20 protein-coding genes and 1 riboswitch are annotated in these 23694 nt (G+C 72.9%); of the genes, 9 read left to right on the forward strand and 11 right to left on the reverse strand.

All coding sequences use genetic code 11. From position 1 onward, the window contains the following. Positions 1-39: 39 nt before the first annotated feature. The 5 genes from FHX52_RS19965 to FHX52_RS19985 form a co-directional block, all read right to left on the reverse strand. A complete protein-coding gene (locus FHX52_RS19965; RefSeq protein ID WP_141824126.1) occupies positions 40-621 on the reverse strand; it encodes a DinB family protein in 582 nt (193 codons plus the stop codon). 56 nt (positions 622-677) lie between these two features. After that, positions 678-2279: a precorrin-2 C(20)-methyltransferase gene (locus FHX52_RS19970; RefSeq protein WP_141824127.1), complete on the reverse strand. Its 1602-nt coding sequence runs from the start codon at positions 2277-2279 to the stop codon at positions 678-680. Further along, positions 2276-2944, reverse strand: a complete 669-nt coding sequence (locus tag FHX52_RS19975; protein ID WP_141824128.1) for a precorrin-8X methylmutase — start codon at positions 2942-2944, stop codon at positions 2276-2278. Before FHX52_RS19975 ends, FHX52_RS19970 begins: the two co-directional genes overlap by 4 nt. Further along, positions 2935-4068, reverse strand: coding sequence for a precorrin-3B synthase (locus tag FHX52_RS19980; RefSeq protein ID WP_246070288.1), 1134 nt, complete (start codon positions 4066-4068; stop codon positions 2935-2937). The genes FHX52_RS19975 and FHX52_RS19980 overlap by 10 nt, the downstream gene beginning before the upstream one ends. A gap of 63 nt (positions 4069-4131) precedes the next feature. Then, on the reverse strand, positions 4132-4905 hold the full coding sequence (locus tag FHX52_RS19985; protein WP_141824129.1) for a GNAT family N-acetyltransferase: 774 nt from the start codon (positions 4903-4905) through the stop codon (positions 4132-4134). Positions 4906-4940: 35 nt separating this feature from the next. Beyond that, a riboswitch (cobalamin riboswitch) is annotated at positions 4941-5083 on the forward strand. Between the two features lie 43 nt (positions 5084-5126). Between FHX52_RS19985 and cobN the strand changes: the two genes are divergently transcribed. After that, positions 5127-8822 carry a cobaltochelatase subunit CobN gene (gene cobN / locus FHX52_RS19990; RefSeq protein ID WP_141824130.1) on the forward strand — a complete coding sequence of 1232 codons (3696 nt, stop codon included), beginning with the start codon at positions 5127-5129 and terminating at the stop codon, positions 8820-8822. 29 nt (positions 8823-8851) lie between these two features. On the opposite strand, the gene FHX52_RS19995 is transcribed toward cobN, so the two are convergent. After that, positions 8852-9223: a VOC family protein gene (locus tag FHX52_RS19995; protein WP_141824131.1), complete on the reverse strand. Its 372-nt coding sequence runs from the start codon at positions 9221-9223 to the stop codon at positions 8852-8854. Positions 9224-9439: 216 nt separating this feature from the next. Between FHX52_RS19995 and FHX52_RS20000 the strand changes: the two genes are divergently transcribed. After that, positions 9440-10060, forward strand: coding sequence for a dienelactone hydrolase family protein (locus FHX52_RS20000; protein ID WP_342777994.1), 621 nt, complete (start codon positions 9440-9442; stop codon positions 10058-10060). A gap of 21 nt (positions 10061-10081) precedes the next feature. On the opposite strand, the gene cobF is transcribed toward FHX52_RS20000, so the two are convergent. Together cobF and FHX52_RS20010 are read right to left on the reverse strand one after the other, a co-directional pair. After that, entirely contained in the window at positions 10082-11461 is a 1380-nt protein-coding gene (cobF, locus tag FHX52_RS20005; protein ID WP_141824133.1) for a precorrin-6A synthase (deacetylating), read from the reverse strand. Next, positions 11458-12966 carry a cobyric acid synthase gene (locus tag FHX52_RS20010; protein WP_141824134.1) on the reverse strand — a complete coding sequence of 503 codons (1509 nt, stop codon included), beginning with the start codon at positions 12964-12966 and terminating at the stop codon, positions 11458-11460. Before FHX52_RS20010 ends, cobF begins: the two co-directional genes overlap by 4 nt. A gap of 65 nt (positions 12967-13031) precedes the next feature. On the opposite strand from FHX52_RS20010, the gene FHX52_RS20015 reads away from it, so the two are divergent. Continuing rightward, positions 13032-13538, forward strand: a complete 507-nt coding sequence (locus tag FHX52_RS20015) for a nitroreductase family deazaflavin-dependent oxidoreductase (protein WP_141824135.1) — start codon at positions 13032-13034, stop codon at positions 13536-13538. Between the two features lie 91 nt (positions 13539-13629). Here the strand turns inward: FHX52_RS20015 and FHX52_RS20020 are convergent, their stop codons facing one another. Further along, on the reverse strand, positions 13630-14514 hold the full coding sequence (locus tag FHX52_RS20020) for a PadR family transcriptional regulator (RefSeq protein ID WP_141824136.1): 885 nt from the start codon (positions 14512-14514) through the stop codon (positions 13630-13632). A 308-nt stretch (positions 14515-14822) separates the two neighbouring features. On the opposite strand from FHX52_RS20020, the gene FHX52_RS20025 reads away from it, so the two are divergent. From FHX52_RS20025 to FHX52_RS20040, 4 genes are all read left to right on the forward strand, one after another. Then, positions 14823-15275 (forward strand): ATP-binding protein, encoded by a 453-nt coding sequence (locus tag FHX52_RS20025; RefSeq protein WP_141824137.1) that lies wholly within the window; start codon positions 14823-14825, stop codon positions 15273-15275. Positions 15276-15298: 23 nt separating this feature from the next. After that, positions 15299-16774, forward strand: a complete 1476-nt coding sequence (locus FHX52_RS20030) for an LLM class flavin-dependent oxidoreductase (protein WP_246070289.1) — start codon at positions 15299-15301, stop codon at positions 16772-16774. Between the two features lie 150 nt (positions 16775-16924). Then, a complete protein-coding gene (locus FHX52_RS20035) occupies positions 16925-17812 on the forward strand; it encodes a DUF5926 family protein (protein WP_185747403.1) in 888 nt (295 codons plus the stop codon). Positions 17813-17827: 15 nt separating this feature from the next. Continuing rightward, the gene (locus FHX52_RS20040; protein ID WP_141824138.1) at positions 17828-18607 is read left to right on the forward strand and encodes a glycosyltransferase; all 780 of its coding nucleotides are present in this window, start codon (positions 17828-17830) and stop codon (positions 18605-18607) included. Between the two features lie 375 nt (positions 18608-18982). Here the strand turns inward: FHX52_RS20040 and FHX52_RS20045 are convergent, their stop codons facing one another. Then, positions 18983-21235 carry a hypothetical protein gene (locus FHX52_RS20045; RefSeq protein ID WP_141824139.1) on the reverse strand — a complete coding sequence of 751 codons (2253 nt, stop codon included), beginning with the start codon at positions 21233-21235 and terminating at the stop codon, positions 18983-18985. 108 nt (positions 21236-21343) lie between these two features. Between FHX52_RS20045 and FHX52_RS20050 the strand changes: the two genes are divergently transcribed. Together FHX52_RS20050 and pheA are read left to right on the forward strand one after the other, a co-directional pair. Beyond that, positions 21344-21880, forward strand: coding sequence for a DUF4446 family protein (locus tag FHX52_RS20050; RefSeq protein ID WP_141824140.1), 537 nt, complete (start codon positions 21344-21346; stop codon positions 21878-21880). Continuing rightward, complete coding sequence (pheA, locus tag FHX52_RS20055) at positions 21877-22824, forward strand: prephenate dehydratase (protein WP_281288038.1); 948 nt, start codon at positions 21877-21879, stop codon at positions 22822-22824. Before FHX52_RS20050 ends, pheA begins: the two co-directional genes overlap by 4 nt. 63 nt (positions 22825-22887) lie before the next feature. On the opposite strand, the gene FHX52_RS24485 is transcribed toward pheA, so the two are convergent. Further along, positions 22888-23682 carry a peptidoglycan-binding domain-containing protein gene (locus FHX52_RS24485; protein ID WP_141824141.1) on the reverse strand — a complete coding sequence of 265 codons (795 nt, stop codon included), beginning with the start codon at positions 23680-23682 and terminating at the stop codon, positions 22888-22890. Positions 23683-23694 lie beyond the last annotated feature (12 nt).

The following is a 23694-nucleotide window of genomic DNA, read 5'->3' on the forward strand; positions in this document are numbered from 1 at the left end:
CGGCTGAACGGCTGAACGGCGGACCGGCGGACCGGCGGCTCAGGCGCCGGTCCGGCCGTCCACGCCTTCACGGAGCAGGTCGACGTGGCCGCAGTGCTGGGCGTACTCGGTGATCATCCGCAGGACCAGCCAGCGCAGGTCGACGTCCTCGTACCAGTCCAGCGGCCGTGCGGTGTCGTCGAGCTCGTGGGCAGCGACGATGTCCCGGGACACCGCGCACTCCCCGCGCCAGGTCTCGAGGTCGGCGGTGAAGTCGGCGTCCGCGGGCACGTTGAAGTCGAGGTCGGGGTCGGTCTCGGTGAAGAAGAGGAACGGCACCTCGCGTCGCTCGAAGTTCTGCTGGAACCACCAGCGCTCGACGCTCGCGAGGTGACGGACCATGCCGTGCAGCGACATCGTGGAGGGTGGCATCGACCGGCTCCGTGCCTGCTCCGGCGTGAGGCCGCGGCACTTCATCTCCACGGTCGCGCGGTAGTAGTCGAGGTAGGCCGTGAGGGCCTCGCGCTCGCCCGCCACGCGGGGGATGCGCGGGCGGTCGTCCTCGCCCCAGACCGGCGCGAAGCCGTCGTCGGTCAGTCCGGACTCCGACCGGGCCTCGGCCTGCGCAGGGTCGTCCACCATGCCCGCCACTCTGCCACGGGCTCGACCCGAGCCAACGCCTGAAGGGGTCGCCGCACTCACCGGACGAAGCGCGGCGTCCAGACCTGACCGCTCGGGGTGGCCCGGGTGCCGGACGCGCCGATGATGACGAGGCACAGCATGTCGATCGTGGCTGGGTCGAGCTCGCCGAGAGTCGTGACGGTGATGGACTCCTCGGCGCGGCCGACGTCGCGTCCGACGACGACGACCGTGCCGGCCGAGCGCTCCTCGAGCAGGACCTCGCGGGCCCGCACGATCTGCTCGGTGCGGCTGCGCGAGGCGGGGTTGTAGAGCGCGATGACGAGGTCGGCGGCTGCGGCAGCGCGCAGCCGGCGCTCGACGACGGGCCATGGCTTGAGGCGGTCGGAGAGCGACAGGATGGCGAAGTCGCCCCCCAACGGCGCACCCGCGCGCGCCGCAACTGCTTGTGCTGCAGTGACTCCCGGCACGACGCGGATCTGCACGTCGTCGTAACCGTGCTCCTCGGCCGCTTCGAAGACCGCCGAGGCCATGCCGAAGACGCCGGCGTCGCCGCCCGACACGACGGCCACCCGCTCACCCTTGCGCGCGAGCTCGAGGGCGTGGCGCGCCCGGTCGACCTCGACGGTGTTGCCCGACGCATGGCGGCCCAGGCCTTCGCGCTGTGGGACTCGCTTGACGTAGGGCGCATAGCCGACGACGTGGTCGACCCCTGTGAGCGCGACAGATGCCTCCGGGGTGAGCCATCGGTCCGGCCCGGGGCCCAAGCCCACGACGACTACTTCACCCGAGCACGTATGCGGCGCAGGTAGATCCGTGAGTGACGCTGGGTGGGCGGGGAGCTGGTCCACGACCCGAGCTGCGCTCGTCGCCTCAGCCCCGCTGCCTCGCGCGGGCTCAGACCCGGACGCGCGACCCGCGGAGTCCGCGCGCCGGTCGCGACCCGGCACGACGACCATCGACATGTAGGGCACCGTCGCCGCGTCGACCTCGGCGACGGGCAGCACACGCTCGCTGTCGGAGCTCGCCCGTTCGACGTAGCGGGCCTCGTCGAGGCGGCCGGCCTGGCGCAGGGCTTCGCGGACGTTCTCGAAGGTGCGCCCCAGCTTCATGACGACGGCCGCCTCGGTGTCGGCCAGGCGACGCGCGAGCTCCGGCACGGGGAGGGTGCCGGGCAGGATCGTGAGCACGTCCTCGTGACGACAGAGGCCCGTGGCCATCGCTGCCGCCGAGCCGCTGACCGAGGTCACGCCGGGCACCACCGCGGTGTCGTAGCGGTCGGACAGGCGGTCGTGGAGGTACATGTAGGTGCCGTAGAAGAGCGGGTCACCCTCTGCGAGGACGACGACGTTGCGTCCCGAGTCCAGATGGGCCGCAAGGCGATCGGCCGACTCGTCGTAGAAGTCGGCCATGAGCCCGTGGTAGCCGAGCGGGTGGGCCGTTTCCGCCGTCGTGACGGGGTAGACGAGCAGCTCCTCGATGACATCCGGACCGAAGTAGGTGGCGGCGATCCGCCGGGCGATCGAGTCGCCACGCGGCCCGCTGTGGTAGGCGACGACGTCAGCCTCGCCGATGAGGCGGGCGGCCTTGACGGTGACGAGCTCGGGGTCGCCGGGGCCGACGCCCACGCCCCGCAGCCACCCGCACGCGACGGCGCTCACAGCTCCTCCTCACGCGCGAGGGCGTTGACGGCGGCGGCGGCCAGGGCCGAGCCGCCGCGACGGCCGTGGACGACGAGCCACGGGATGTCGAAGGGGTTCTCGGCGAGCGCGACCTTCGACTCGGCCGAGCCGATGAAGCCGACGGGGATGCCGACGACCGCCGCAGGACGGGGCCCGCCGTCGGCGATCGTCTCGAGCAGGTGGAAGAGCGCCGTGGGCGCGTTGCCGATGGCGACGACGGCCCCCTCGAGGCGGTCGCCCCACAGCGACACCGCCGCTGCGGAGCGGGTGGTGCCCCACTCTCGAGCAAGGGCTGGCACCCGCTCGTCGCGCAGTGTGCAGATCACCTCGTTGTCGCGCGGCAGCCGGGCCCGGGTGATGCCCGAGGCGATCATCTGGGCGTCGGTGATGACGGGGGCGCCGGACCGCAGCGCCGCTCGGGCGTCGGCGACGAGGCGAGGGTGCACGGCGATGTGCTCCGTGAGGTCGACGTCGCCGCTGGCGTGCACCATCCGCACCGCGACCACACGGGCGTCCTCCGGCAGGTGCCCCAGGTGGGCCTCGGAGCGGATCGTCGCGAACGACTGCCGGTAGATCTCGGCTCCGTCGGCGACGTAGTCGTAGCGACGCGTCGGCGGCTGTCGCGTCTCGGTGCTCACGTCCATGAGGACTCCTGCTCGGCGATGGTGGACAAGGCTTCCTCGGTGGAGCGTGGGGTCAGCACGTCGACGTATGCCGTCGCCGGCGTCCCGCAGCGCCGCTCGCACCCGCTGACGTGAACGGGGGAGTGACCGCTGGGCAGCAGGGGGGCGAGGTCTCGGGCCAGGGTGCGGGTGTCGAGGGCCGACCGTGCGCAGCCCGGGAGGCCGGTGCAGGCGTGCAGCCGGGTCCAGGGCGATCCGGCGCGGGTCACGAGACCGGCTGCCTCGAGGTCGGGCAGGGCCGCAGCGCCGTGCTCGATGACGAGCGAGCGCCACGGCGTGACGAGCACGCGGTCCGTGACCGATGCGAGCGCGGTGACGTGGACGGGTCGCAGGAGGCCGAGCGGCACTGCGACGACAGCGTGGTCGCCCACGGCGCCGAGAGGGCGCTCCGGAGGAGGTGGTCCGTCGAGGGACGCGGTCGGTCCGGTGCCGAGGGGCTCGGTGAGATCGCCCACGTGCCAGACGGACTCGTCGCCGCTGGCTTGCTCGACGAACTCGTGCGCCAGCGCGAGGAGTCGAGGCACCGCCGCCGCCAACGGCACCTCCCAGCCGCGGTCGACGCCGCCGGCCAGCACGACGCAGCGACCGGGCCCGGTCGCGACCATGCCGAGGTCGAAGGACTCGCCGACGACGTCCCCGCGACCGTCGTCGAGGACGACGAGGAAGCGGCCGCCGAGACGGGCGAGGGCCGGCGCGGCACACAGCGCGGCGTCGAGGGCGCGGGTCACGGGACGCAGGTCACCGTGCCCGGCGTCGTCGAGTCCGGAGAGCGGTGAGGCGACGATGTTGCGGACGAGCTCGTGGGTCGTCGAGGGCGCGAGGCCCGTCGCGCGGATAGCGTCGCGGACCCGCGGCGTCAGCGGGTCGGGCAGTCCGCGCAGCTGCAGCGCGCCGCGGGACGTCAGCTGGATCGACGGATCCGGTTGTCCCGCAATGACTTCCATGAGGGTGGCAAGTGCATCGATGCGCACCGGCTGGCCGGCGGGGCGAAGCCGCACGATCGAGCCGTCGACCGCCACGAAGGGTCGGCTGACGCCGGGGCAGGCATCGCCTGCCCGGCGCTCTCGGCTCGACAGGGCGGTCACGCGGCACATGCTAGGCCCGACCGTCATGAGTGCAAGACGGCCGTCTCGGCCGACGGCCCAGCGTCAGCGGCTCGGATTCCAGACGTACTGGGGGGTCTGGCACACCTCGACGAAACCGAGACGCTCGTAGGTCGGGCGCCCCATCACCGACGCCATGAGGACGGCCTCGGTGCAGCCGCGTTCCCGCGCGATGTTCATGAGCGTGGCCGTCACGGCATACCCGATGCCGCGTCGGCGCGCGGACTCCACGGTCGCGATGTTGTAGATCCCGGCGGTGCGCCCGGTGACGAACACGGACCCGACCCCGACGGCGACTCCGTCCAGCCGGGCGAGGGCGTGGAAGGCGACGTCGGGCCCGAAGGCGCCGAACACTCGGAGCAGCGGGTCGGCGACGACGTCGGGGAAGCCGAAGCCGGCGGTCATGACGTCGACCACCTCGGGGCTCGGTCCGGTCTCCACGATCTCGAGCCCGTCGCGCGGGACTCCGGTGTCGACGGGTCCGCGCAGCGGCACGTGCATGCCCGGCTCGGGACTCGGCTCGATGCCCCGCGACCGGAGCACGGCGTCCGTCTCAGGTGTCAGGTGCGAGGGCGTGGCCCACCACAGGAAGGGCAGCCCGCGGTCGACGTACGCGTCGACGAGCTCGGTGGTGCGCGCGGTCGCCGTGCCGGCGGCGAAGCGCGCGCCGGTGATCGCGTTGAAGAGCGGGAACTTCACGTCGGAGATGTAGGCGACCACGTCGTCGTCGGGGAGCGCGGCCACGACGCCGCTCCGGGCCACGAGGCGGAACTGGGCGACGAGGTTGTCCTCGACGGCAGAGACGCGCGGATCGGTCATGTCCGCACGCTATCCAGCGTCGTTTCCCACCGTAGGGGAATGCGCTCCGCCCACGGGCTATGGTGTGACCAGCGTCGTCGACCCAGGAACCCGGTGCGAATCCGGGACGGTCCCGCCACTGTGAGTCGCCACCCGTGAGGGAGGCGGTGAGTCAGGAACTGCCGGCAGCGCTTCTCTTTCCTTTCGACCGCGGGGCGTGGACACCCTGCCGAGGAGTTCCAGTGACGCGCATCGCGCTGCTCTCGACGTCGGACACCGACCTGCTGTGCGCACGGGGCAGCGGCGCCGACTACCTCCTGGCCAACCCGTCACGTCCCGGCCACACCTCGATGGCCGAGGCGATCGAGGTGGCCGACGTCGTCGTGGCGCGCATCCTCGGTGGTCCGCAGGACCTCTGCGACGGCTTCCGGCGCATCCGCGATCTCGGCACGAAGCCGCTCGTCGTGCTCGGTGGCGAGCAGACTCCCCACGCGACGCTCATGGAGCTGTCGACGGTCGCACCTGGCGTCGTCGCCGAGGCCCACCGCTACCTCGCCGAGGGCGGGGCCGACAACCTCCGTGAGCTGCACGCCTTCCTCGGCGACACGCTGCTCATGACCGGCCAGGGGTTCGAGCCGCCGACCGCCCTGCCGACGTGGGGCGTCCTGGACCGCCCGACGACCCCCACGACCCCAAAGACTTCCGACGCCGCGGCCGATGCTCCCCGGCCGCGCGTCGGAATCCTCTTCTACCGAGCCCAGTTCGCGGCCGACAACGTGGACTACGTCCACGCTCTCGCCGACGCCGTCGACGCCGCAGGGGGCACCGGGGTGCCGGTGCACGTCTCCTCCCTGCGCGACGCCCCGGCCGACCTCCTCGAGCACCTCACGGCATACGACGTGCTCGTCACCACGGTGCTCGCGGCCGGTGGCACGAAGCCCGCTGGTGCGAGTGCGGGTGAGGACGACGAGGCCTGGGACGTGCAGGCGCTCGCGGCCCTCGACGTGCCGATCATCCAGGGCCTGTGCCTCACATGGAGCCGCGAGCAGTGGGACGGGAGCGACGACGGCATGAGCCCGCTCGACGTCGCCACGCAGGTCGCCGTGCCCGAGTTCGACGGCCGGATCATCGCGAATGCTTTCTCCTTCAAGGAGACCGACGCCGACGGGCTCCCCCACTACGTGCCCGACCTCGAGCGCTGCGCCCGCCTCGCGACCCTTGCGGTCAACCACGCCCGCCTGCGGCACACCCCGCCCGCCGAGCGTCGCATCGCGATCGTCCTGTCGGCCTACCCGTCGAAGCACTCCCGCATCGGCAACGCCGTCGGTCTCGACACCCCCGTCTCGATCATCCGGCTCCTCCGGGCGATGCGTGATGCGGGCTACGACCTTGGTGCCCCCGGCGAGATCCCCGGCACCGGAGCCCTCGACCCGGTCGACGGCGAGACGCCCGACACCACCGCCGGCAACGCCCTCATCCACGCCCTCATCGAGGCAGGCGGCCAGGACGAGGACTGGCTGACGCAGGAGCAGCTGAGCGGCCAGCCCGTGCGCATCGCCGCCGCCCGCTACCGCGAGCACTTCGACCGGCTCCCCGAGGCGTTGCGCGACAGGGTGGTCACCCACTGGGGCGAGGCCCCCGGCGAGGTCTTCGTCGACCGCCACACCGACCCTGGCGGCGAGCTCGTCGCCGCGAGCATCCGCGCGGGCAACGTCGTCATCCTCGTGCAGCCACCGCGAGGCTTCGGTGAGAACCCGATCGCGATATACCACGACCCCGACCTGCCCCCCACGCACCACTACCTCGCCGTCCACGACTGGCTCGCAAGGGATTTCGGTGCACACGCGATCGTCCACATGGGCAAGCACGGCAACCTCGAGTGGCTGCCGGGCAAGACCCTCGCCCTCTCGTCCGCGTGCGGCCCGGACGCGGCCATCGGGTCCGTCCCGCTCGTCTACCCCTTCCTCGTCAACGACCCCGGCGAGGGCAGCCAGGCCAAGCGCCGCGCCCACGCCACCATCGTCGACCACCTCGTGCCGCCCATGGCCCGGGCTGAGTCGTACGGCGACATCGCCCGGCTCGAGCAGCTGCTCGACGAGTACGGCAACGTCTCCGTGATGGACCCGGCCAAGGCCCCGGCCCTGCGTGCAGAGATCTGGGCCCTCATCCAGTCTGCGCAGCTGCACCACGACCTGGGCCTGACCGACCAGCCGGACACCGAGGACGCAGCGGCTTTCGACAGCCTCGTCCAGCACGTCGACGGCTGGCTCTGCGAGGTCAAGGACGTGCAGATCCGTGACGGGCTGCACGTCCTCGGTGAGGCCCCCACGGGAGAGGGCCTGACCAACCTCGTGCTCGCGATCCTGCGAGCGAACCAGGTCTTCGCCGGCGCGGTCGGCGCGGTGCCTGGTCTGCGGACCGCGCTCGGGCTCGGTGAGGGGGAGCCCGAGCGCGGGGCCGTGGACGCCGCGGAGGCGCGCGCGAGCGCTCTCGTCACCGCCCTGGCCGAGGCGGGGTGGGACGAGCACGCCGTGCCCGGAACCGTCCGGCGCGTGCTCGGTCCCGCGTCCTCGTCCGGTCAGCTAGTGGACACCGACGGCGTATGCCGCTCGCTGGCCTTCGCCTGCCGGGAGGTCGTGCCGCGGCTGCTCGCGACCACCGGTGAGATCGACGCCGTGCTCCATGCCCTCGACGGGGGCTACGTGCCGGCAGGACCCTCCGGCTCACCCCTGCGAGGTCTCGTCAACGTCCTGCCGACCGGTCGCAACTTCTACTCGGTCGACCCCAAGGCGATCCCGAGCCGTCTGGCGTGGGAGACCGGGCAGGCGCTCGCCGACGACCTGCTCGCTCGGCACCGGGCCGACACCGGCGAGTGGCCTCGCTCCGTCGGCCTGTCGGTGTGGGGCACGTCGGCCATGCGCACGTCGGGTGACGACATCGCCGAGGTGCTGGCGCTCATCGGCGTCCGCCCCCGGTGGGACGAGATGTCTCGCCGCGTCGTCGGGATCGACCCGGTCCCGCTGGCCGAGCTCGGCCGGCCCCGCATCGACGTCACGGTGCGCATCTCCGGCTTCTTCCGCGACGCGTTCCCGCACGTCATCTCGATGCTCGACGACGCGGTGCGCCTCGTCGCCGGCCTCGAGGAGGCTGCGGACGAGAACTACCTGCGCGCCCACGTCGCCGACGACCTGGCGGAGCACGGTGACGAGCGTCGCGCGACGACCCGCATCTTCGGCAGCAAGCCCGGGTCCTACGGCGCCGGCATCCTGCCGCTCATCGAGGCGGGCAACTGGCGCTCCGACGACGACCTCGCGGAGGTCTATGCCACGTGGGGCGGCTTCGCCTACGGTCGCGAGCTGGACGGCATACCGGCTCGGGGCGACATGGAGCGCACCTATCGGCGGATGGACGTCGCGGCCAAGAACGTCGACACCCGCGAGCACGACATCGCCGACAGCGACGACTACTTCCAGTACCACGGCGGCATGGTGGCCACGGTGCGCGCGCTGACGGGCCGGGAGCCGCGGGCCTACGTCGGCGACTCGACGACGCCTTCGGCGGTGCGCACCCGGTCGCTCGCGGAGGAGACGTCGCGGGTCTTCCGCGCGCGGGTCGTCAACCCGCGGTGGATCGCGGCGATGCGGCGGCACGGCTACAAGGGCGCCTTCGAGCTCGCGGCGACCGTCGACTACCTCTTCGGCTTCGACGCCACCGCGGGTGTCGTCGCCGACTGGATGTACGAGCAGCTGGCGCAGACCTACGTGCTCGACAAGGAGAACCGCGACTTCGTGCAGCACGCGAACCCGTGGGCCCTGCAGGGGATGATCGAGCGGCTGCACGAGGCCGTCGAGCGGGGGCTGTGGGCGGAGCCCGACCCGCAGCTGCTGGCCGAGCTGCAGCAGGTCTATCTCGACGTCGAGGGCGACCTCGAGGACTGAGCGGCGCGCGAGGCTCGGGCGCGACCGACTCAGGGCGCGAAAGGCGTGATGCAGAAGGGGTGGCCGGCCGGGTCGAGCAGCACGCGCCACCGCGGATCGGGCTGCGGGTGCGCGAGGCGGGCGCCGAGCGCGACGGCTCGCGTGACCTCGTCGTCGAGCTCCTCGGCTCCCGTGGTGAGGTCGAGGTGCACGATCGCGGCGCCCGGCCACTCGGGCTCGCGGTAGTCGGTCACCGACTGGGGCACGAGCACGAGGCCTCCGGCGTCGACCGCCGAGGCGTCGTCGTGCGTCCAGAGCACCGTGCCACCGAGCAGCTCCGCATAGAACGTCGCGAGCACGACGTGGTCAGCGCAGTCGAGCGAGACGGCGCTGACGCGCAGCGGGCCGGAAGCCTCGGTCATGAAGCGATCGTAGCCACCCCCGGTCATCACCCCGTCGAAAGAACCCCACGCACCCCCTATCGAGAGAGCAGTTCGTCGGCCGACGAACTGCTCTCTCGATCAGAGGCCGCCCTCCCCGACCGAAGGAGCCCCACGAATCGAAGGAGCACCCCCCCCAATCGAAAGAGCAGTTCGTCGGGTGCTGGCGGGGGGGCTCGCCCCTGTCGATCGGTCTAGATTGATGGATCGACAGCGCGGTCACCTTCGAGCACGGGAGCACGCATGGCTGAGGTCCTTCTCTTCCACCACGTCCAGGGTCTGACCCCGGGGCTGGTCGACGTCGCCGAGGCGCTGCGTTCGGCCGGCCACACCGTGCACGCGCCCGACCTCTTCGATGGCCGCACCTTCGCGACGATCGAGGAGGGGCTCGCCCACGCCCAGTCGGTCGGCTTCGCCTCCCTCCACGAGCGCGCCAGCGAGGTGGCGGCCGCGCTGCCCGATGCCCTCGTCTACGTGGGTTTCTCCATCGGGGTGATGGACGCCCAGCGTCTCGCTCAGACGCGGCCCGGCGCGGCCGGTGCGGTGCTGCTCGACTCGTGCGCACCCCTGGGGGAGTTCGCACCGGGCTGGCCCGCCGGTGTGCCGGTGCAGATCCACGGCGGCGAGGCCGACTCGTTCTTCATGGACGAGGGCGACGTCGAGGCCGCCCGGCAGGTGGTCGAGGCGGCTGACGACGGTGAGCTCTTCACGTATGCCGGGTGCGGCCACCTCTTCGCCGACGCCAGTTCGGAGGCCTACGACGCAGACGCGGCAGCGCTCGTCCGGCAGCGCGTGCTCGACTTCCTCGCCCGGGTCTGAGCCCGCACCGCTCGAGACGCCTCAGGCCTCGGGCCTCAGGAGAAAGTAGGAGACCTCGTCGGAGCGGGTGCCGTCGGGGTTGGGCAGGCGGCCGACGAGGACACCCTCCCGGGTGAATCCGGCCCGCTCCGCAGCCTTGCCCGACGCGACGTTGCCGACCTTGTGCCCGAGCTCGAGCCGCTGGATGTCGGTGTGGGCGAAGACCCAGCCGCAGACGAGGGTCAGCGCCCGTGACGTGAACCCGCGCCCGCGGAAGTCGGGCACGACGCCGTAGCCGACGACCCCGATGCCCGGGGGGCCCATCCGGATGACCATGAGCACGCCGGCACCCGCACCCGAGTCGGCATCGGCGATGACGAAGCGTGCCACGCGTCCGCGTCGCCACTCGCGCACGGCCTCGGCCGTCTTGTGCCTGGCCTCCGCCTCCGTCAGCGGTCGACCGTCGAAGCCCCACTTCAGCGACTCGTCGTTGTTGCTCTCGGCGAGCAGGACGGGCCAGTCGGCAGCCGTGAGGGGTCGCACCGTGACGACCCCGTCGGTCAGCGGCTCCCACGATGCGACGTCGGGGAAGGCCATGAAGCTCGGACCTGCGTGCGCCGGCGCCGGCGCGTCGCCCGGCTGGCGCAGCAGGTAGGTGTCCATGATCCAGCCGTGCCGGGCGCGCGCCTCGGTGCGCACCCGTCGCACCTCCTCGATGACGTCAGCGAGGCGACCGTGGACGAGCACCTCGTCGACGGAGCCGAGGTAGGCACCCCAGTAGAGCTCGAGGTCGGGGAAGGAGTCGACGAGCGACGCGCACGAGAGGTGACCGTCGAGCATGACGACGACATCGCCGAGCCCGAGGTCGAACTCGTCGACGAGACGGCGCCCCGTCGTGATGTGAACCGGAGCGCCGATGCGGTTCAACGGGATTCGGTGTCGCGCCGCGAGCAACGCAGGAGCGCTGATCCCCGCGATGACGTCGTGATCGACCATCCGGCCCTGCATGGCGCACCGTTCCACGAGGGCGTCGACGATGCGGATCGTCGAGTCGTAGAGCGCGGGGTCGCCCCACACGAGGAAGCCGACCGTCGTCTCGTGCTCGGCCAGCCCGTCGATGACCTCGGCATAGGCCTTCACCCGCGCGGCATGCCAGTCGCGCACCCCCTTGCCGTATGCCGCCGTGTCGCGTCCTGCGTCCGGGCCCCGTCGCGGGTCGGTGACCTCGACGACGCGGTAGGCCCGGTCTGCAGGGATCAGCGCGTCGCACACGGCCTGTCGGGCGGCCACGAGATCGCCGTGGGCATCGGCCTTGCGGGCGACGATGAAGACGTCGACGGTCGCGAGGGCACGGGCCGCCTCACCGGTCACCTGGTCGGGGTCGCCCATGCCGATACCGATGACGCGAATCCGCCCGATCACGAAGGCCTCCCGATGCGGGTGTGGGCGAGCAGCGAGTCGATGTCGACGTGCTCCTCCAGCGCGTCGGCGAGGGTCTCGAGCATGCCCTCGCGCCGCGTCGCGAAGCCGGGAGCGCCGTCTGCGGCGGACCACTCGGAGCCGACCGCGGCAGCGACCTCGGCGAGCCATGCCCGGCGGAAGTGGTCGCTCTCGAAGGCCCCGTGCCACATCGTGCCCCAGACCGAGCCAGCTCGCCAGCCGTCGAGGAAGGCTTGGGGCGCAGGCTGATCGGCGACGCGAGGGTCGTCGGCAGCGACCTGACTGGCGATGCCGTGATGGATCTCGTACGCCGTGTCGACCGCGTGACCACCCCACGACCCTCTGGGTCGGGCCAGCACCTTGTCGGAGGCGAAGTCGACCTGCGTCGGAAGGAGGCCGAGGCCGGGGACGATGCCGACCCGGCCCTCGACGTCATCCGCGATCTCGTGGGCGAGCATCTGGTAGCCGCCGCAGATGCCGAGCACCGGCCGCCCCGCGGCGGCGCGGCGCGTCACGACATCAGCGAGCCCGCGCTCGCGCATCCACGCGAGATCCGTTGCGGTCGAACGCGATCCGGGCAGGACGACGAGGTCAGCCGCCTCCACGACGGACGGGTCGACCGTGACGAGCACGTCGACGCCAGGCTCGACGGCGAGCGCGTCGACGTCGGTGGCGTTCGAGATGCGCGGCAGCCGCACGACGGCGATCTTGAGGCGGTCGCGGGCCAGCGCCGAGAGCGTCGTCGAGGCACGCCAGTGACCGACCTCGAGGGTGTCCTCGGAGTCGAGCCACACGTCGAGCAGCCAGGGGATGACGCCGGCGAAGGGCACGCCGGTGCGCGCCGTGATCTCCGCCAGCCCGGGCTCGAGCACGCCGACGTCTCCACGGAACTTGTTGATGACAAAGGCTTTCAGCGTGTCGCGATCCGCCTCGTCGAGCAGGGCCCACGTGCCGTAGAGCGACGCGAGGATACCGCCGCGGTCGATGTCGCCCACGACGACGACCGGCAGGTCGAACTCGCGAGCGAGCCCGAGGTTGACGTAGTCACCGGCCCGGAGGTTGATCTCTGCCGGGGAGCCGGCCCCCTCGCACACGACGAGGTCGTAGTGGTCGGCGAGCTCACGGTAGGCCGCGAACGCCGCGTCGCGGAGGTGGCCCCGCCCGGCGGCATACTGCCCGGCCTCGAGGGTGCCGGCGGGCTCGCCGCGCACGACCACGAACGACCGGCGGTCGGTGCCGGGCTTGAGGAGTACGGGGTTCATCGCGGTCGTCGGCTCGACGCGGGCAGCCTGGGCCTGGAGGTACTGCGCCCGCCCGATCTCGCCGCCGTCGAGGCACACCATCGAGTTGTTCGACATGTTCTGCGCCTTGAAGGGCGCCACCTTCACCCCGCGGCGCGCCAGGGCACGGCACAGCCCCGCGACGACGACCGACTTGCCGGCGTCGGACGACGTGCCGGCCACGAGGATCCCCGACGCTGCGCTCACCCGGTCATCCTGCCGGACTCCCCGTTGCGGGGTCGCCCAGGTCCGACACGTCCTACGCTGAGGGGATGCAGCTGCGCCGGCTCGACGAGGCCAACGCGATCCAGCGAGCCCTGCGGCGCCTTGTCGCGTCGCGCCCTGGAGCGTGGGTCGGCAAGCGCGTCCTGCACCGTCTCGACCTCGTCGCACACCGCATCGCGCCGCACGGCACGCCGCCCACCCAGTGGCTGGCGGCAGTGCCGATCGGCCTGGTGACGACCACCGGGGCCCGGTCGGGGCAGCCGCGCACGGTGCCACTGATGCTCGCGCCCCTCGAGGACGGGTGGGGCGTCATCGCCTCCCACTACGGCTCAACCCGGCCGCCGGCGTGGTTCTTCAACCTCGTCGCCCACCCCGACGCGACGGTCGAGCTCGACGGCGTCGTGCACCGGGTCCGGGCGGAGCAGGTGCACGGCGAGGACCGCGAGCGCGTCCGTCAGGCGGCGCTCACCTACTACTCCGGTTACACGGCCTACGAGGAGCGCGCCGGCGGGCGCGACCTCGGCTTCTTCGTCCTGCGCCCCCAGCACGACTGAGCCGTATGCCGCTGGGCTGGCCCAGCGGCATACGGCTGCGTGTCGTCTCGGTGTGGTGACGCGGCGGCGCGCAACCTGCGGAGACCCGGTTCTACTCGGGGTCGCCGTCGGCGAGCAGCTGGTAGAGGCGGCGCCGGGTCTCGGTGAGGATCTCGGCGGCCTCGGCCCGCTGCTGTGCGGTGCCGGTGGTGACGATCTGCCACATCGCACCCATGACCTGCCCGACGACCGGCATGAGGTCGGGGCCGTCGCTCGAGGACCGCTGGGGCGGCTGCTCCGGCTCCTCCTCGAACGGGCGCCAGGTCGCGGCCATCTCGTCGGGGTGCTCCTCGACGTATGAGCGCCCGGCGTCGGTGAGGCGCAGCAGGCGCCGACCGTCCACCTCGCGACCCTCGACGAGCCCTTCGTCCTCGAGCTGCTGGACGGTGGGATAGACCGAGCCGGGGCTCGGCTTCCACGCGCCGCCGGTGCGCTCGGAGATCTGCTGGATGAGCTGGTAGCCGTTCATCTCGTCGCCCGCGAGGACGTCGAGGATGGCGGCCCGCACGTCGCCGCGACGGGCCCGCGGGCCGCGCCGGCGTCCGCCGCCGAAGTCCGGGCCCATGCCCGGTCCGCCGAAGGCGCGGACGAGCTCGCTGACCCACGGGGGCGGTCCGGGTCGTCCCGGGCCTCCGCCCCAGGGGCCTCCGCCTCCGGGGCCGAAGCTGCCGAAGCCGCCGAAGCCGGGGCCGAAGGTGAAGCCCGGGCCGAAGCCGAAGCCTGGCCCGCGGCCCTCACCACGCGGTCCTCGGGGCCCGCGCGGTCCACGGGGTCCGTCGCCGTGGCCGCCGTGCTCGTGCCCGTCGTGCTCGTGCCCGTCGTGCTCGTGGTGCCCGTGAGGGCCGCCGTGGCGGTCTCGGTCGTGGTCGCCCTGCGTGGTCCAGGGGTCGCGGCCCTCGTCGGGCGCAGGGCTGTCGAATTCAGGGGTGCTGTTCATGGTGGACTCCCTCCACTCTCGCGCGACCAATGAACAGTCGCGATAGGTCAACGATATATCGCAAAAGCAGGGCAGGCAAGAGTTTGCCGGTGAGGTGGCCGATCGGCGGGTGATTTCACACGGTTCATTGAGCTCTGGCCAAGGTTTCGTTACGGTGCTCGACGGGGGCGAGGCATCGCCCGCAAAGGAGGTCACCCATGGTGACGAGTCAGGGAAGAGGCGCCGCGGGCCAGAGCGCTGCCACGATCACCCGGAACGCGACGACGCCAAAGACGACAACGACGACAACGACGACGGGGAGCCGCTCCATGTCCACAGGGTCGTCCGCCACCGCTGCGTCCGGGCCTCCGCTCGGCGAGAAGCGCACACTCCGCCTGCCGTGGGCCCCGTCCGCCGCGCCGCGCGTCCGGCGCGAGCTCGTCGAGGACCTCGTCGCCCGGGAGGTGTCGCCTGCCGTCATCGACGAGTCCGAGATCGTCGTGAGCGAGCTCGTCGCCAACGCGATCCGGCACGCGCGACCGCTCGCAGACGGCGCGATCCGGGTGCACTGGAAGGTGAAGAACAACGTCGTCGAGGTCGAGGTGTCCGACGGGGGCGGCCCGACGGCCCCGCGCCCCGCGCCGCCGACGACCTGGGGCCCCGGTGGCCGCGGCCTGCGCATCGTGCGCTCGCTCGCCCATGAGTGGGGCGTCATCGAGGACCCCAACGGCCGCACCGTGTGGGCCTCGCTCGGCGGTCCGTCGCGCCGTCGCTCGCACTGACGGCCCGATCCCGGCGGGCCAGCGTGTCAGCCGACCTGCCCGCCCGGCCCGACCCGGCGCTCGTCATCCTCGTCGGGGCCTCGGGGTCCGGCAAGTCGACCTGGGCGCAGCGTCGCTATCGGGCCGCCGAGATCGTCTCGTCGGACGCCCTGCGCTCGGTGGTCGGCAGCGGTGAGCACGACCTCGACGCGTCGGCGGAGGCCTTCGCCCTGCTCGAGCAGATCGTTGCCGCGCGGCTGCGTCGCCGCCTGACCACGGTCGTCGACACCCTCGGCAGTGATGTGCCCCGACGGCGGGGGTGGCTCGCAGCGGCCCGCGCGGCAGGGGTCCCCGCAGTCGCTGTCGTTCTCGACACCCCCGCTGCCGTATGCCGTGCGCGCAACGCCGCGCGAGACCGCCCGGTCCCGGCGCGCGTCCTCGCAGGCCAGCTCGCAGCCCAGGCCGCGACCCGTTCGCAGCTCGACGAGGAGGGCTGGGACGCCGTCGTCGAGGTCGCGGCAGACGTGGTCTTCGAGACGGAGGCTGCGACCGCCGCGCCGCCGGCAGCCCGCACCTCCGGCGCCGAGCCGTCTCTTCGCCACGGAGTCGTCCTCCAGATCTCACGCTTCCCGGTCGAGGTCGACCTGCTCGCGTGGCTCAGGGAGGTCGCCGGTGCGGCCGAGGAGGTCGGCTTCGCCGGCATCGCCCTGATGGACCACCTCATCCAGATCCCGCAGGTCGGCCGGGCGTGGGACCCGATGCCCGAGCCGTGGGTGACCCTCGGGGCCCTCGCCGCCTCGACGACTCGGCTCCAGCTCGGCACCCTGGTCTCGCCGGTGACCTTCCGGAGGGCCGGCATCACCGCCAAGGCCGCGGCCACGCTGTCGGCGCTCTCTGGCGGGCGTGCCTTCGTCGGGATCGGAGCGGGCTGGTGGGCGCGGGAGCACGCGGCATACGGGCTCGAGTTCCCCTCAGCCGCAGCGCGACTCGACGGCCTCGAGCGTGCCATCGAGACGATGAAGGCCCTCTGGGCTCCGGGCACCAAGCCGTATGCCGGTCAGCACGTCTCGCTTCCCGAGACGACCTGCTACCCCCGGCCGGTGGGAGAGGTCCCGGTCATCGTGGGTGGGGGAGGCGCTCGCACGCTGCGCATCGCCGCCCGGCTCGGAGACGGCTGCAACGTGCCCGCCGACGATGCGGGCCTCGACAAGGTCGCCGCCTACCTCGACCTCGTGCGCGAGGCGGGACGCCGGCTCGAGGACGTGCACGCGACGGTCCTCGACCTGCCGCTCGTCGGGCGCGATCGCGACGACGCGTGGCGCAGGGTGGAGGCACTGCGAGGACGGACGACCGCGGCGACGTTCGCCGCGCGTCATCACGCTGGCACGGCCGCGGAGCATGCCGAGCGCCTCGGGGGGCTCGCGCGGCACGGCATCTCGACGGTCTTCGTCTCCCCGCTCGACCTCGCGGGCGCCGCCGACGTCCATGCCCTCGGCCCGCTCGCCACGGCCCTCATCTGACGCCCCTCCACGTCGAGTGCCCACTTTCCGACGGCCCGGTCGCACTTCTGGCACCCCTCCATGGTCGAGTGCACACTTCCCACGACGGTCCGGCCGAGGCGGCCGGCCCGTTCGACGGGGGTGTGTCGTTCGGCCACTAGGGTGGCCGCCATGGGTAAGGCATCACGCAGACCGCGCCGCGAGCGCGCCGACCAGTCCTCTCGTCCCGCTCCGGCGCCCTACGTGGCCCGGCCCTTCGAGGGGCTGCCCAACGAGACCGACTGGGTGGCCATGCGCGAGATCGTGCCGGCGGCCACGGCGACGGTCCGCATCGCCGAGGGCGTGTTCACCGGCGACGCGCCGAGCGAGGTCACCATCGCGACGGTGCTGCCGCTCGCCTGGCCCGGCCTGCACCGCGAGTCGGGCGAGGTCCTCGTCGGCATCCAGTCGGGCAACGCGAGCGGTGACACGAGCCGCGACATCGCCCAGGCGATCGAGCTCGCGATCGCCGCCACGCCGGGCTCGCCGGTCACGACGCTGGCCGTCTCCTCGGTCGACACGCCTCGGCTCCAGGACCTCATCGACACCACCGAGTCCTTCGAGATCACCCTCCACGACGGCTTCGACTTCTGGGTCGCCGACGCCGACCTCGACGCCGACGGCAAGGAGTCGCTCGAGCGCGCCAACGAGTCCGCCATCCCGACCACCAAGATCGACGCGGCGCCGTCGGCCTACTGGTGCCGGATCGGCGAGCGCACCTACGTGCGCTGGGTGCTCCCCTTCGACGAGGACACCTCGACGAACGCTCTGGCCCGTCTGCACGCCGCCGGCGAGAGCCACCTCGGCGACGGCGGCCGCCTGCTCGGGTGCTTCCGCTCCAGCGGCCTGCTCATCCCCGTCTGGGAGGTCGATGCCTCGAGCGAGGCCGCCGACTTCGAGGACGCCGTCGCCGCCATGAGGACCCGCATCGAGAAGGCTGCGGCCGACGAGGATCCCCTCGACGCGGCCGAGCGCGGCGCCAAGGCCGGGCTGCTCAACCGCCAGGTCACCCTCCGCTGAGCTGACCGCGCCACGATGATCTCGTCCGCCGGCGTGGGAGGTGCGCTGCCCGATGCCGACCCTCCCACGCAGCCGGTCGCCGTCGTCATCCCCGCCCGGGACGAGGCCGTGCGCATCGGCGACACGATCGACGGGGTGCGCCACATCCCCGGCGTGGTCGTCGTCATCGTCGTCGACGACGGGTCGACCGACCGCACTGCGGTGATCGCGGCCCAGCACGGAGCCGAGGTCGTCCGGCACGTGCGCGGCCATGGCAAGGCCGACGCGCTGATGAGCGGTCTCGGTCGCATCAGCGGGCTGCGCCGCGTCGGGCGGATCGACGCGAGCGCCTCGGTGCTCTTCGTCGACGCCGACCTCGAGGCGTCGGCCCAGGCCGTGGGGGCTCTCGTCGGCCCCGTCGCAGCGGGCGAGGCCGACCTCGCCATCGCAACGCTGTCCGACGACGGGTGGCGCACCGACCAGGGCGGGGGCCACGGTGTCGTCGTCGGGCTCGCACGCCGCGGCATCGAGGAGCTCACCGGCTGGGCGCCGACGCAGCCCCTCTCCGGCATGCGGTGCCTCTCGCCGGCGGCCATCGCGGCGGCGACCCCCTTCGCCCGCGGGTGGGGCGTGGAGGTCGGCATGACCATCGACGTGCTCGACGCCGGGCTCACCCTCCTCGAGGTGCCGTGCGACCTGCGCCACCGCGAGGTCGGCACCGACTGGCGCAGCCAGGTGCACCGCGCCGCTCAGTACCGCGACATCGCGCTCGCCCTCGGCGTGCGGCGCCTGCGTCGCCGCCTCGGCCCCGGCTGACCGACGTCGGTGCGATAGCGCCGCGCCGCTCTGCACAACGGGGGCGGCGTGCCCCGATCGAAAGAGCAGTTCGTCGTGTGCTCGAGAGCGCACCCCGTCTCGTCCTCTCCCCGCGGGTGCGGCGTGCCGCCGTGCCCAGATCGAAAGAGCAGCTCGTCGTCTCGATCGAAAGAGCAGCTCGTCGTGTGCTCTAGAGCGCACCCCTTCTCGTCCTGTCCCGCGGGTGCGGCGTGCCGCCGTGCCCAGATCGAAAGAGCAGCTCGTCGTCTCGATCGAAAGAGCAGTCCGTCGTGTGCTCTAGAGCGCACCCCTTCTCGTCCTCACCCCGCGGGTGCGGCGTGCCGCCGTGCCCAGCGGCTGCGTCACCTCAGGTGCTCAGAGGTGGTGGCGGTCGCGGCGGCGCCGCACCGGCGCGAGGCGCGCCTGCACCGAGAGGAAGTGCATGACGGCCGAGATGACGACCGGCACCGTGAAGAGCGCTGCGACCGGTGGGATGGCCGCGCCGCTGTCGTTCGTGAGGAAGCCGATCGCGGCCATGATGATGATGCACCAGAGCGCCCGGTGCAGCAGCGGCGCCTCGTCGTAGAGCCGGGCGAGCGGCTGCGTGCGCAGGGCACCCGGCCGGGCCACGACGATGACGCACATCGCGAGCAGCGCCGTGACGACGACGGCGAGGATCGGCACCGAGAGCACCGTCTCGATGTTGCCGACGAGCCGGCGCGACATGACGTCCCAGGCGCCGCCGTCGATGACCGTCTGGAGGAAGCGCCCCGGGTGCGAGCGCTCGTCGACCGGTCGGCGCCAGTCGAGGTAGCAGACGAGCCCGACGACGAGCGCGGCAGCGACGACGACGAGGCCGCCGGTGCGCCACGTCACCCGCACCTGCATGACGCCGAGCAGGAGCAGCCCCAGAGCGGGCACCAGCGCGATCGGGCCACCGAAGTCGGCTCCCCACGCGGGCAGCACGTCGACGGCCAGCGCGAGGCCCCCGATCACGATGACGACGGCGACGGCGAGGCGCGGCGCCCCGCGGCGGCGCAGCGCATGCCCCAGCGCGGCGCAGAGCAGCAGCACCGCCGAGCCGTAGAGGGCGAACGCGACGTTGCCCATCCCGTAGAACCGGCCGCCGAGCAGCGGCTGCAGACCGAAGATCGAGCTGATCTGCAGGTGCGAGCCGGTGATGAGGTCGAGCGCGATGATGCCCGCCGTGAGCGCCGACATCGCCGCCATCGGGCCGAGCGCCGACGAGCTCCACGGCCCTGCGAGCGCGATGACGGTGAGCACCGCGCTGATGAGCAGGGCGAGCGCGAGCAGCAGGGCGGTGAGCACGGCTGTCGTCGTCGACCACCGCCACCACGGCAGGAGGTTGGCCACGAAGGTCGCGGCCGGCATACCGGCGGCGATGAGCCCGACGACGCGCACGAGGCGCAGCACGCGCTGGCGGGCGAGGCGCTGGTTCCACGGCGCCGAGCGGCGCAGCATGATCCACAGGACGAGCATCGCGAGGGCGGTGCCGACGACCCAGATGAGCAGGAAGGGGCCGACGACGCGGTGCATCGCGTCGGCCTTGGTGTCGACGTCGGTGAGTACCGTGAGCTTCGCGGCGGCCGTCGACTCGCTGTTGTTGGCCGATGGCACGACGCTCACCGCGCGGCCGCTGATCGGCGACTGCGGCCGCACCCCGCCGCGCTGGAGGATCGTCGCCGTCACGTCGGAGAGCTGTGCGATGCCGGTCGTGCGGGTCGAGGCGGAGGCGAGCAGGCCCGGGGCGTAGTGCGGGCCCGTCGCGGCGAGCAGCCGGAGCCGCTCCTGCTGGTCGCGGTCGGCGAGGCTGACGACGAGCAGGTCGGCGCCGTTGGGCATGGCGTCGGTGACCTGCTCGAGGCGCCGCTCGATCTCGTTGATCCGCTCGACCTGCCGGGTGGGGTCGGGGTCGGTGGCGGCCAGCGCGCCGACGTCGACGACCGTCACGGGGCACTGGGCGAGGTCGGAGACGAGCGAGGTGGCCGAGAACGGGGTGTACTTCGCCACCTTGCCGTCGGAGGTCGCGGCAGCGAGTCCGGCACCCGGCCCGATCGCCTGAACGCACGTGCGGGCTGCCGTGAAGCTGTCGCCGAGCAGGCCGAGCTGCGCGCGGGACGACGCGTCACGCGACGCCGTGGCGATCTCGTCGAAGCCGACCACCCGCCAGCCCGCGGTCGCGTCACCGGCCACCGAGGGCAGCGGCGCGCAGCCGCCGGCCTCACCTGATGAGCCGGATGAGCCGCCCGAGCCGCCTGAGCCGCCCGAGCCGCCTGAGCCGCTCGAGCCCTCGCCGGGCCCGGCGGCCTCACCGGCCGACACCGTCGACCATCCGTCGGTCGGGCACGTCGCCCCGTCGACGGCTCGCACCGACACCGAGGCGGCCGAGCCGTCACGCAGCAGGCCCCAGAGGACCGGCGTGTCCTTGGCGTTGACGTCGTCCCACGACACCCCGCCGAGGCCGACCACGACGAGCGAGTCGCCGGGCTGCGGGGCCGTCGTCGCGGGCACGGGGACGGTGGTGCGACCCACGTAGGCCGCGGTGAGCACGCCCACCAGGACCACGAGAAGCACGACGAGCGTCTTCAGGGGGTGGCGGCGGATCACGGGGACACCCTACAAAGCGGGTGTGTGCGCAGGGCCCGAGCGACCACCCCCGGTCACGGGGTGGAATCCCACGGGCCACTCACGCACCCGGGGCTACCCTTGCCGATCGTGGACGACTCGACGCTGACGACCGTGGCCCTCGCGGCTGCCGGCGTCGCGGTGCTCGCCGTCGTCATGGCTGTCGTCGCCCTGCTGCGCCTGCGCGGCGTGCGGCGCGACTTCACCGCCCTCGACGGTGACGGCGGGGCCGACATCGCGCGGGTCGCGGCCAGCCAGAGCCGCCGCATCGACGGCCTCGCGAGCGAGATCGCCCGGCTGCGCGAGCACGTGGCCACCGCGGAGGACGACGTGCGCCAGAGCCTGCGCAACGTCGCTGTCGTGCGCTACGACGCCTTCGGCGACATGGGTGGCCGGCTCTCCTTCTCGGCCGCGATCGTCGACGACGCCGGCGACGGCATCGTCATCAGCTCGATCCACGCCCGCGGCGAGTCCCGCACCTACGCCAAGGGAGTCGTGGGCGGCCGCTCGAGCATCACCCTGACGCCCGAGGAGCAGCAGGCGCTCGCCTCGGCCACCCAGGGCGAGACCCGCACCTCGGCTCCCACCGCCCTGCCCCATCCCGATCGCACGAAGGACGCGTCGTGACGCCGCCCCGCACCCCAGACGAGCTGCACCGCTTCGGCTACCTCGGCCCTCGCGGCACCTTCACCCAGATGGCGCTCGACGCCTGGGACGCCGCCGCCGGTCGCGAGCAGGTGCCCTTCGGCTCGGTCGACGCCGCCCTCGCCGCCCTGCGCGCGGGCGAGGTCGACGCCGCGATGGTGCCGATCGAGAACTCCGTCGAGGGCGGCGTGTCGGCCACGCTCGACGCGCTCGCCACCGGGGACCCGCTCGTCGTCATCGGCGAGGTGCTCGTGCCGATCACCTTCGTGCTGTGCGCCCGAGCCGGTATGCCGCTCGGCGAGGTCCGCACCGTCGGCACCCACTCGCACGCGTGGGCGCAGGTGCGCGGCTGGATGGGCGAGCACCTGCCTGACGCCGTCTACGTGCCGACCCTGTCGACCGCCGCGAGTGCCGCCGCCCTCGGCGCCCCGGGTGACGTCATGTTCGACGCCGGCGTATGCGCTCCGGTCGCGGCGCGTGACGAGGGGCTCGAGGTGCTCGCCGACGACATCGGCGACAACAAGGCCGCGGTCACCCGCTTCGTCCTCGTCGCTCGGCCGGGCACGCTTCCCGAGCCGACCGGCGCCGACAAGACGACCGTCGTGCTCTTCCAGAAGGAGGACCACGCCGGTGGCCTGCTCGAGCTGCTCGAGCAGTTCGCCGTGCGCGGGGTCAACATGACCCGACTCGAGTCCCGCCCGACCGGCTCGGCGATGGGCTCCTACTGCTTCTCCATCGACTTCGAGGGGCACGTGCAGGACGCCCGCGTCGGCGAGACCCTCATGGGCCTGCGGCGGGTCTGCGCCGAGGTGCGCTTCCTCGGCTCCTACCCCCGCGCCGACGGCGGCCGCCCCGACGCGCGGCCGGGCACGTCCGACACCGACTTCGACCGCGCGCGGGCCTGGCTCGACGAGCTGCGCGCCTGACGGCGACGGGCCGATGGGCTCCCGAGCCCGCCGGACGGCATACGGCCTCGGTGGTGTGCGGCGTCAGCCGCGGGTGATGACGCCGCCGCTCTTGAGGAAGAAGTAGGTCTCCTCGCCGACCACGCCGTCGACGGTGATGGAGTTCGCCTTCTGGAACTGCTTGACCACGCCGGTGGTCTGCGGCCCGAAGACGCCGTCGACGGCGATCGTGCCACCCGCCGCACGAAGGGCCCGCTGCAGCGTCGTGACCTCGGGGCCCTTGGCGCCCTGGCGGAGCGTCGCGGTGCCCATCGAGCGGCTGATGAGCAGCACCCACATGCCGCGGTCGATGCGGCCCGGGTGCGGCGGCGCGCCCTCGAAGCCCGACTCGACGCGCGTGACGGCTGCGCGGGTCTGCCTGCCGTAGACGCCGTCGACGAGCACCGGCCCGTAGTCCGCGTCGTTGAGGAAGCACTGGAGCGTGCGCACGGCGGCGCCCTTCGCGCTCGGCTCGAGCAGGGGGTATGCCGTGAGCGTCCGCTCGCAGGTGCCCTGGACGTCTGCCTGGGCGGGCTCCGAGGCGGCTGAGCCGGGGGACGCGGCGGAGCTGGTGGCCGTCGGGGCGGGTTCGGGCGAGAGGGGAGCGGCGGTGACGGTGCCGGGTGCCGCGACCGCGGTCGTTCCCGCAGCGACCGGGGCCACCGCACTCGCGGTCGCGGTCGCGGTCGCCGCAGACGCCGACGCTGCGGGTGCGGACGAGGGGCCGCACGCGGTCAGCGTCCCGAGCAGCGCGAGCACCGAGAGTGCTGAGAGGGCCGAGAGCGGCGAGCGCGCCGTGCCTCGTCGCTGGGCGGAGCCGTCTGTCGTCCTGGGCGCCATCGGATGTCCCCT

The sequence above is a fragment of the Humibacillus xanthopallidus genome, from assembly GCF_006717145.1.
Lineage (GTDB): Bacteria > Actinomycetota > Actinomycetes > Actinomycetales > Dermatophilaceae > Humibacillus > Humibacillus xanthopallidus.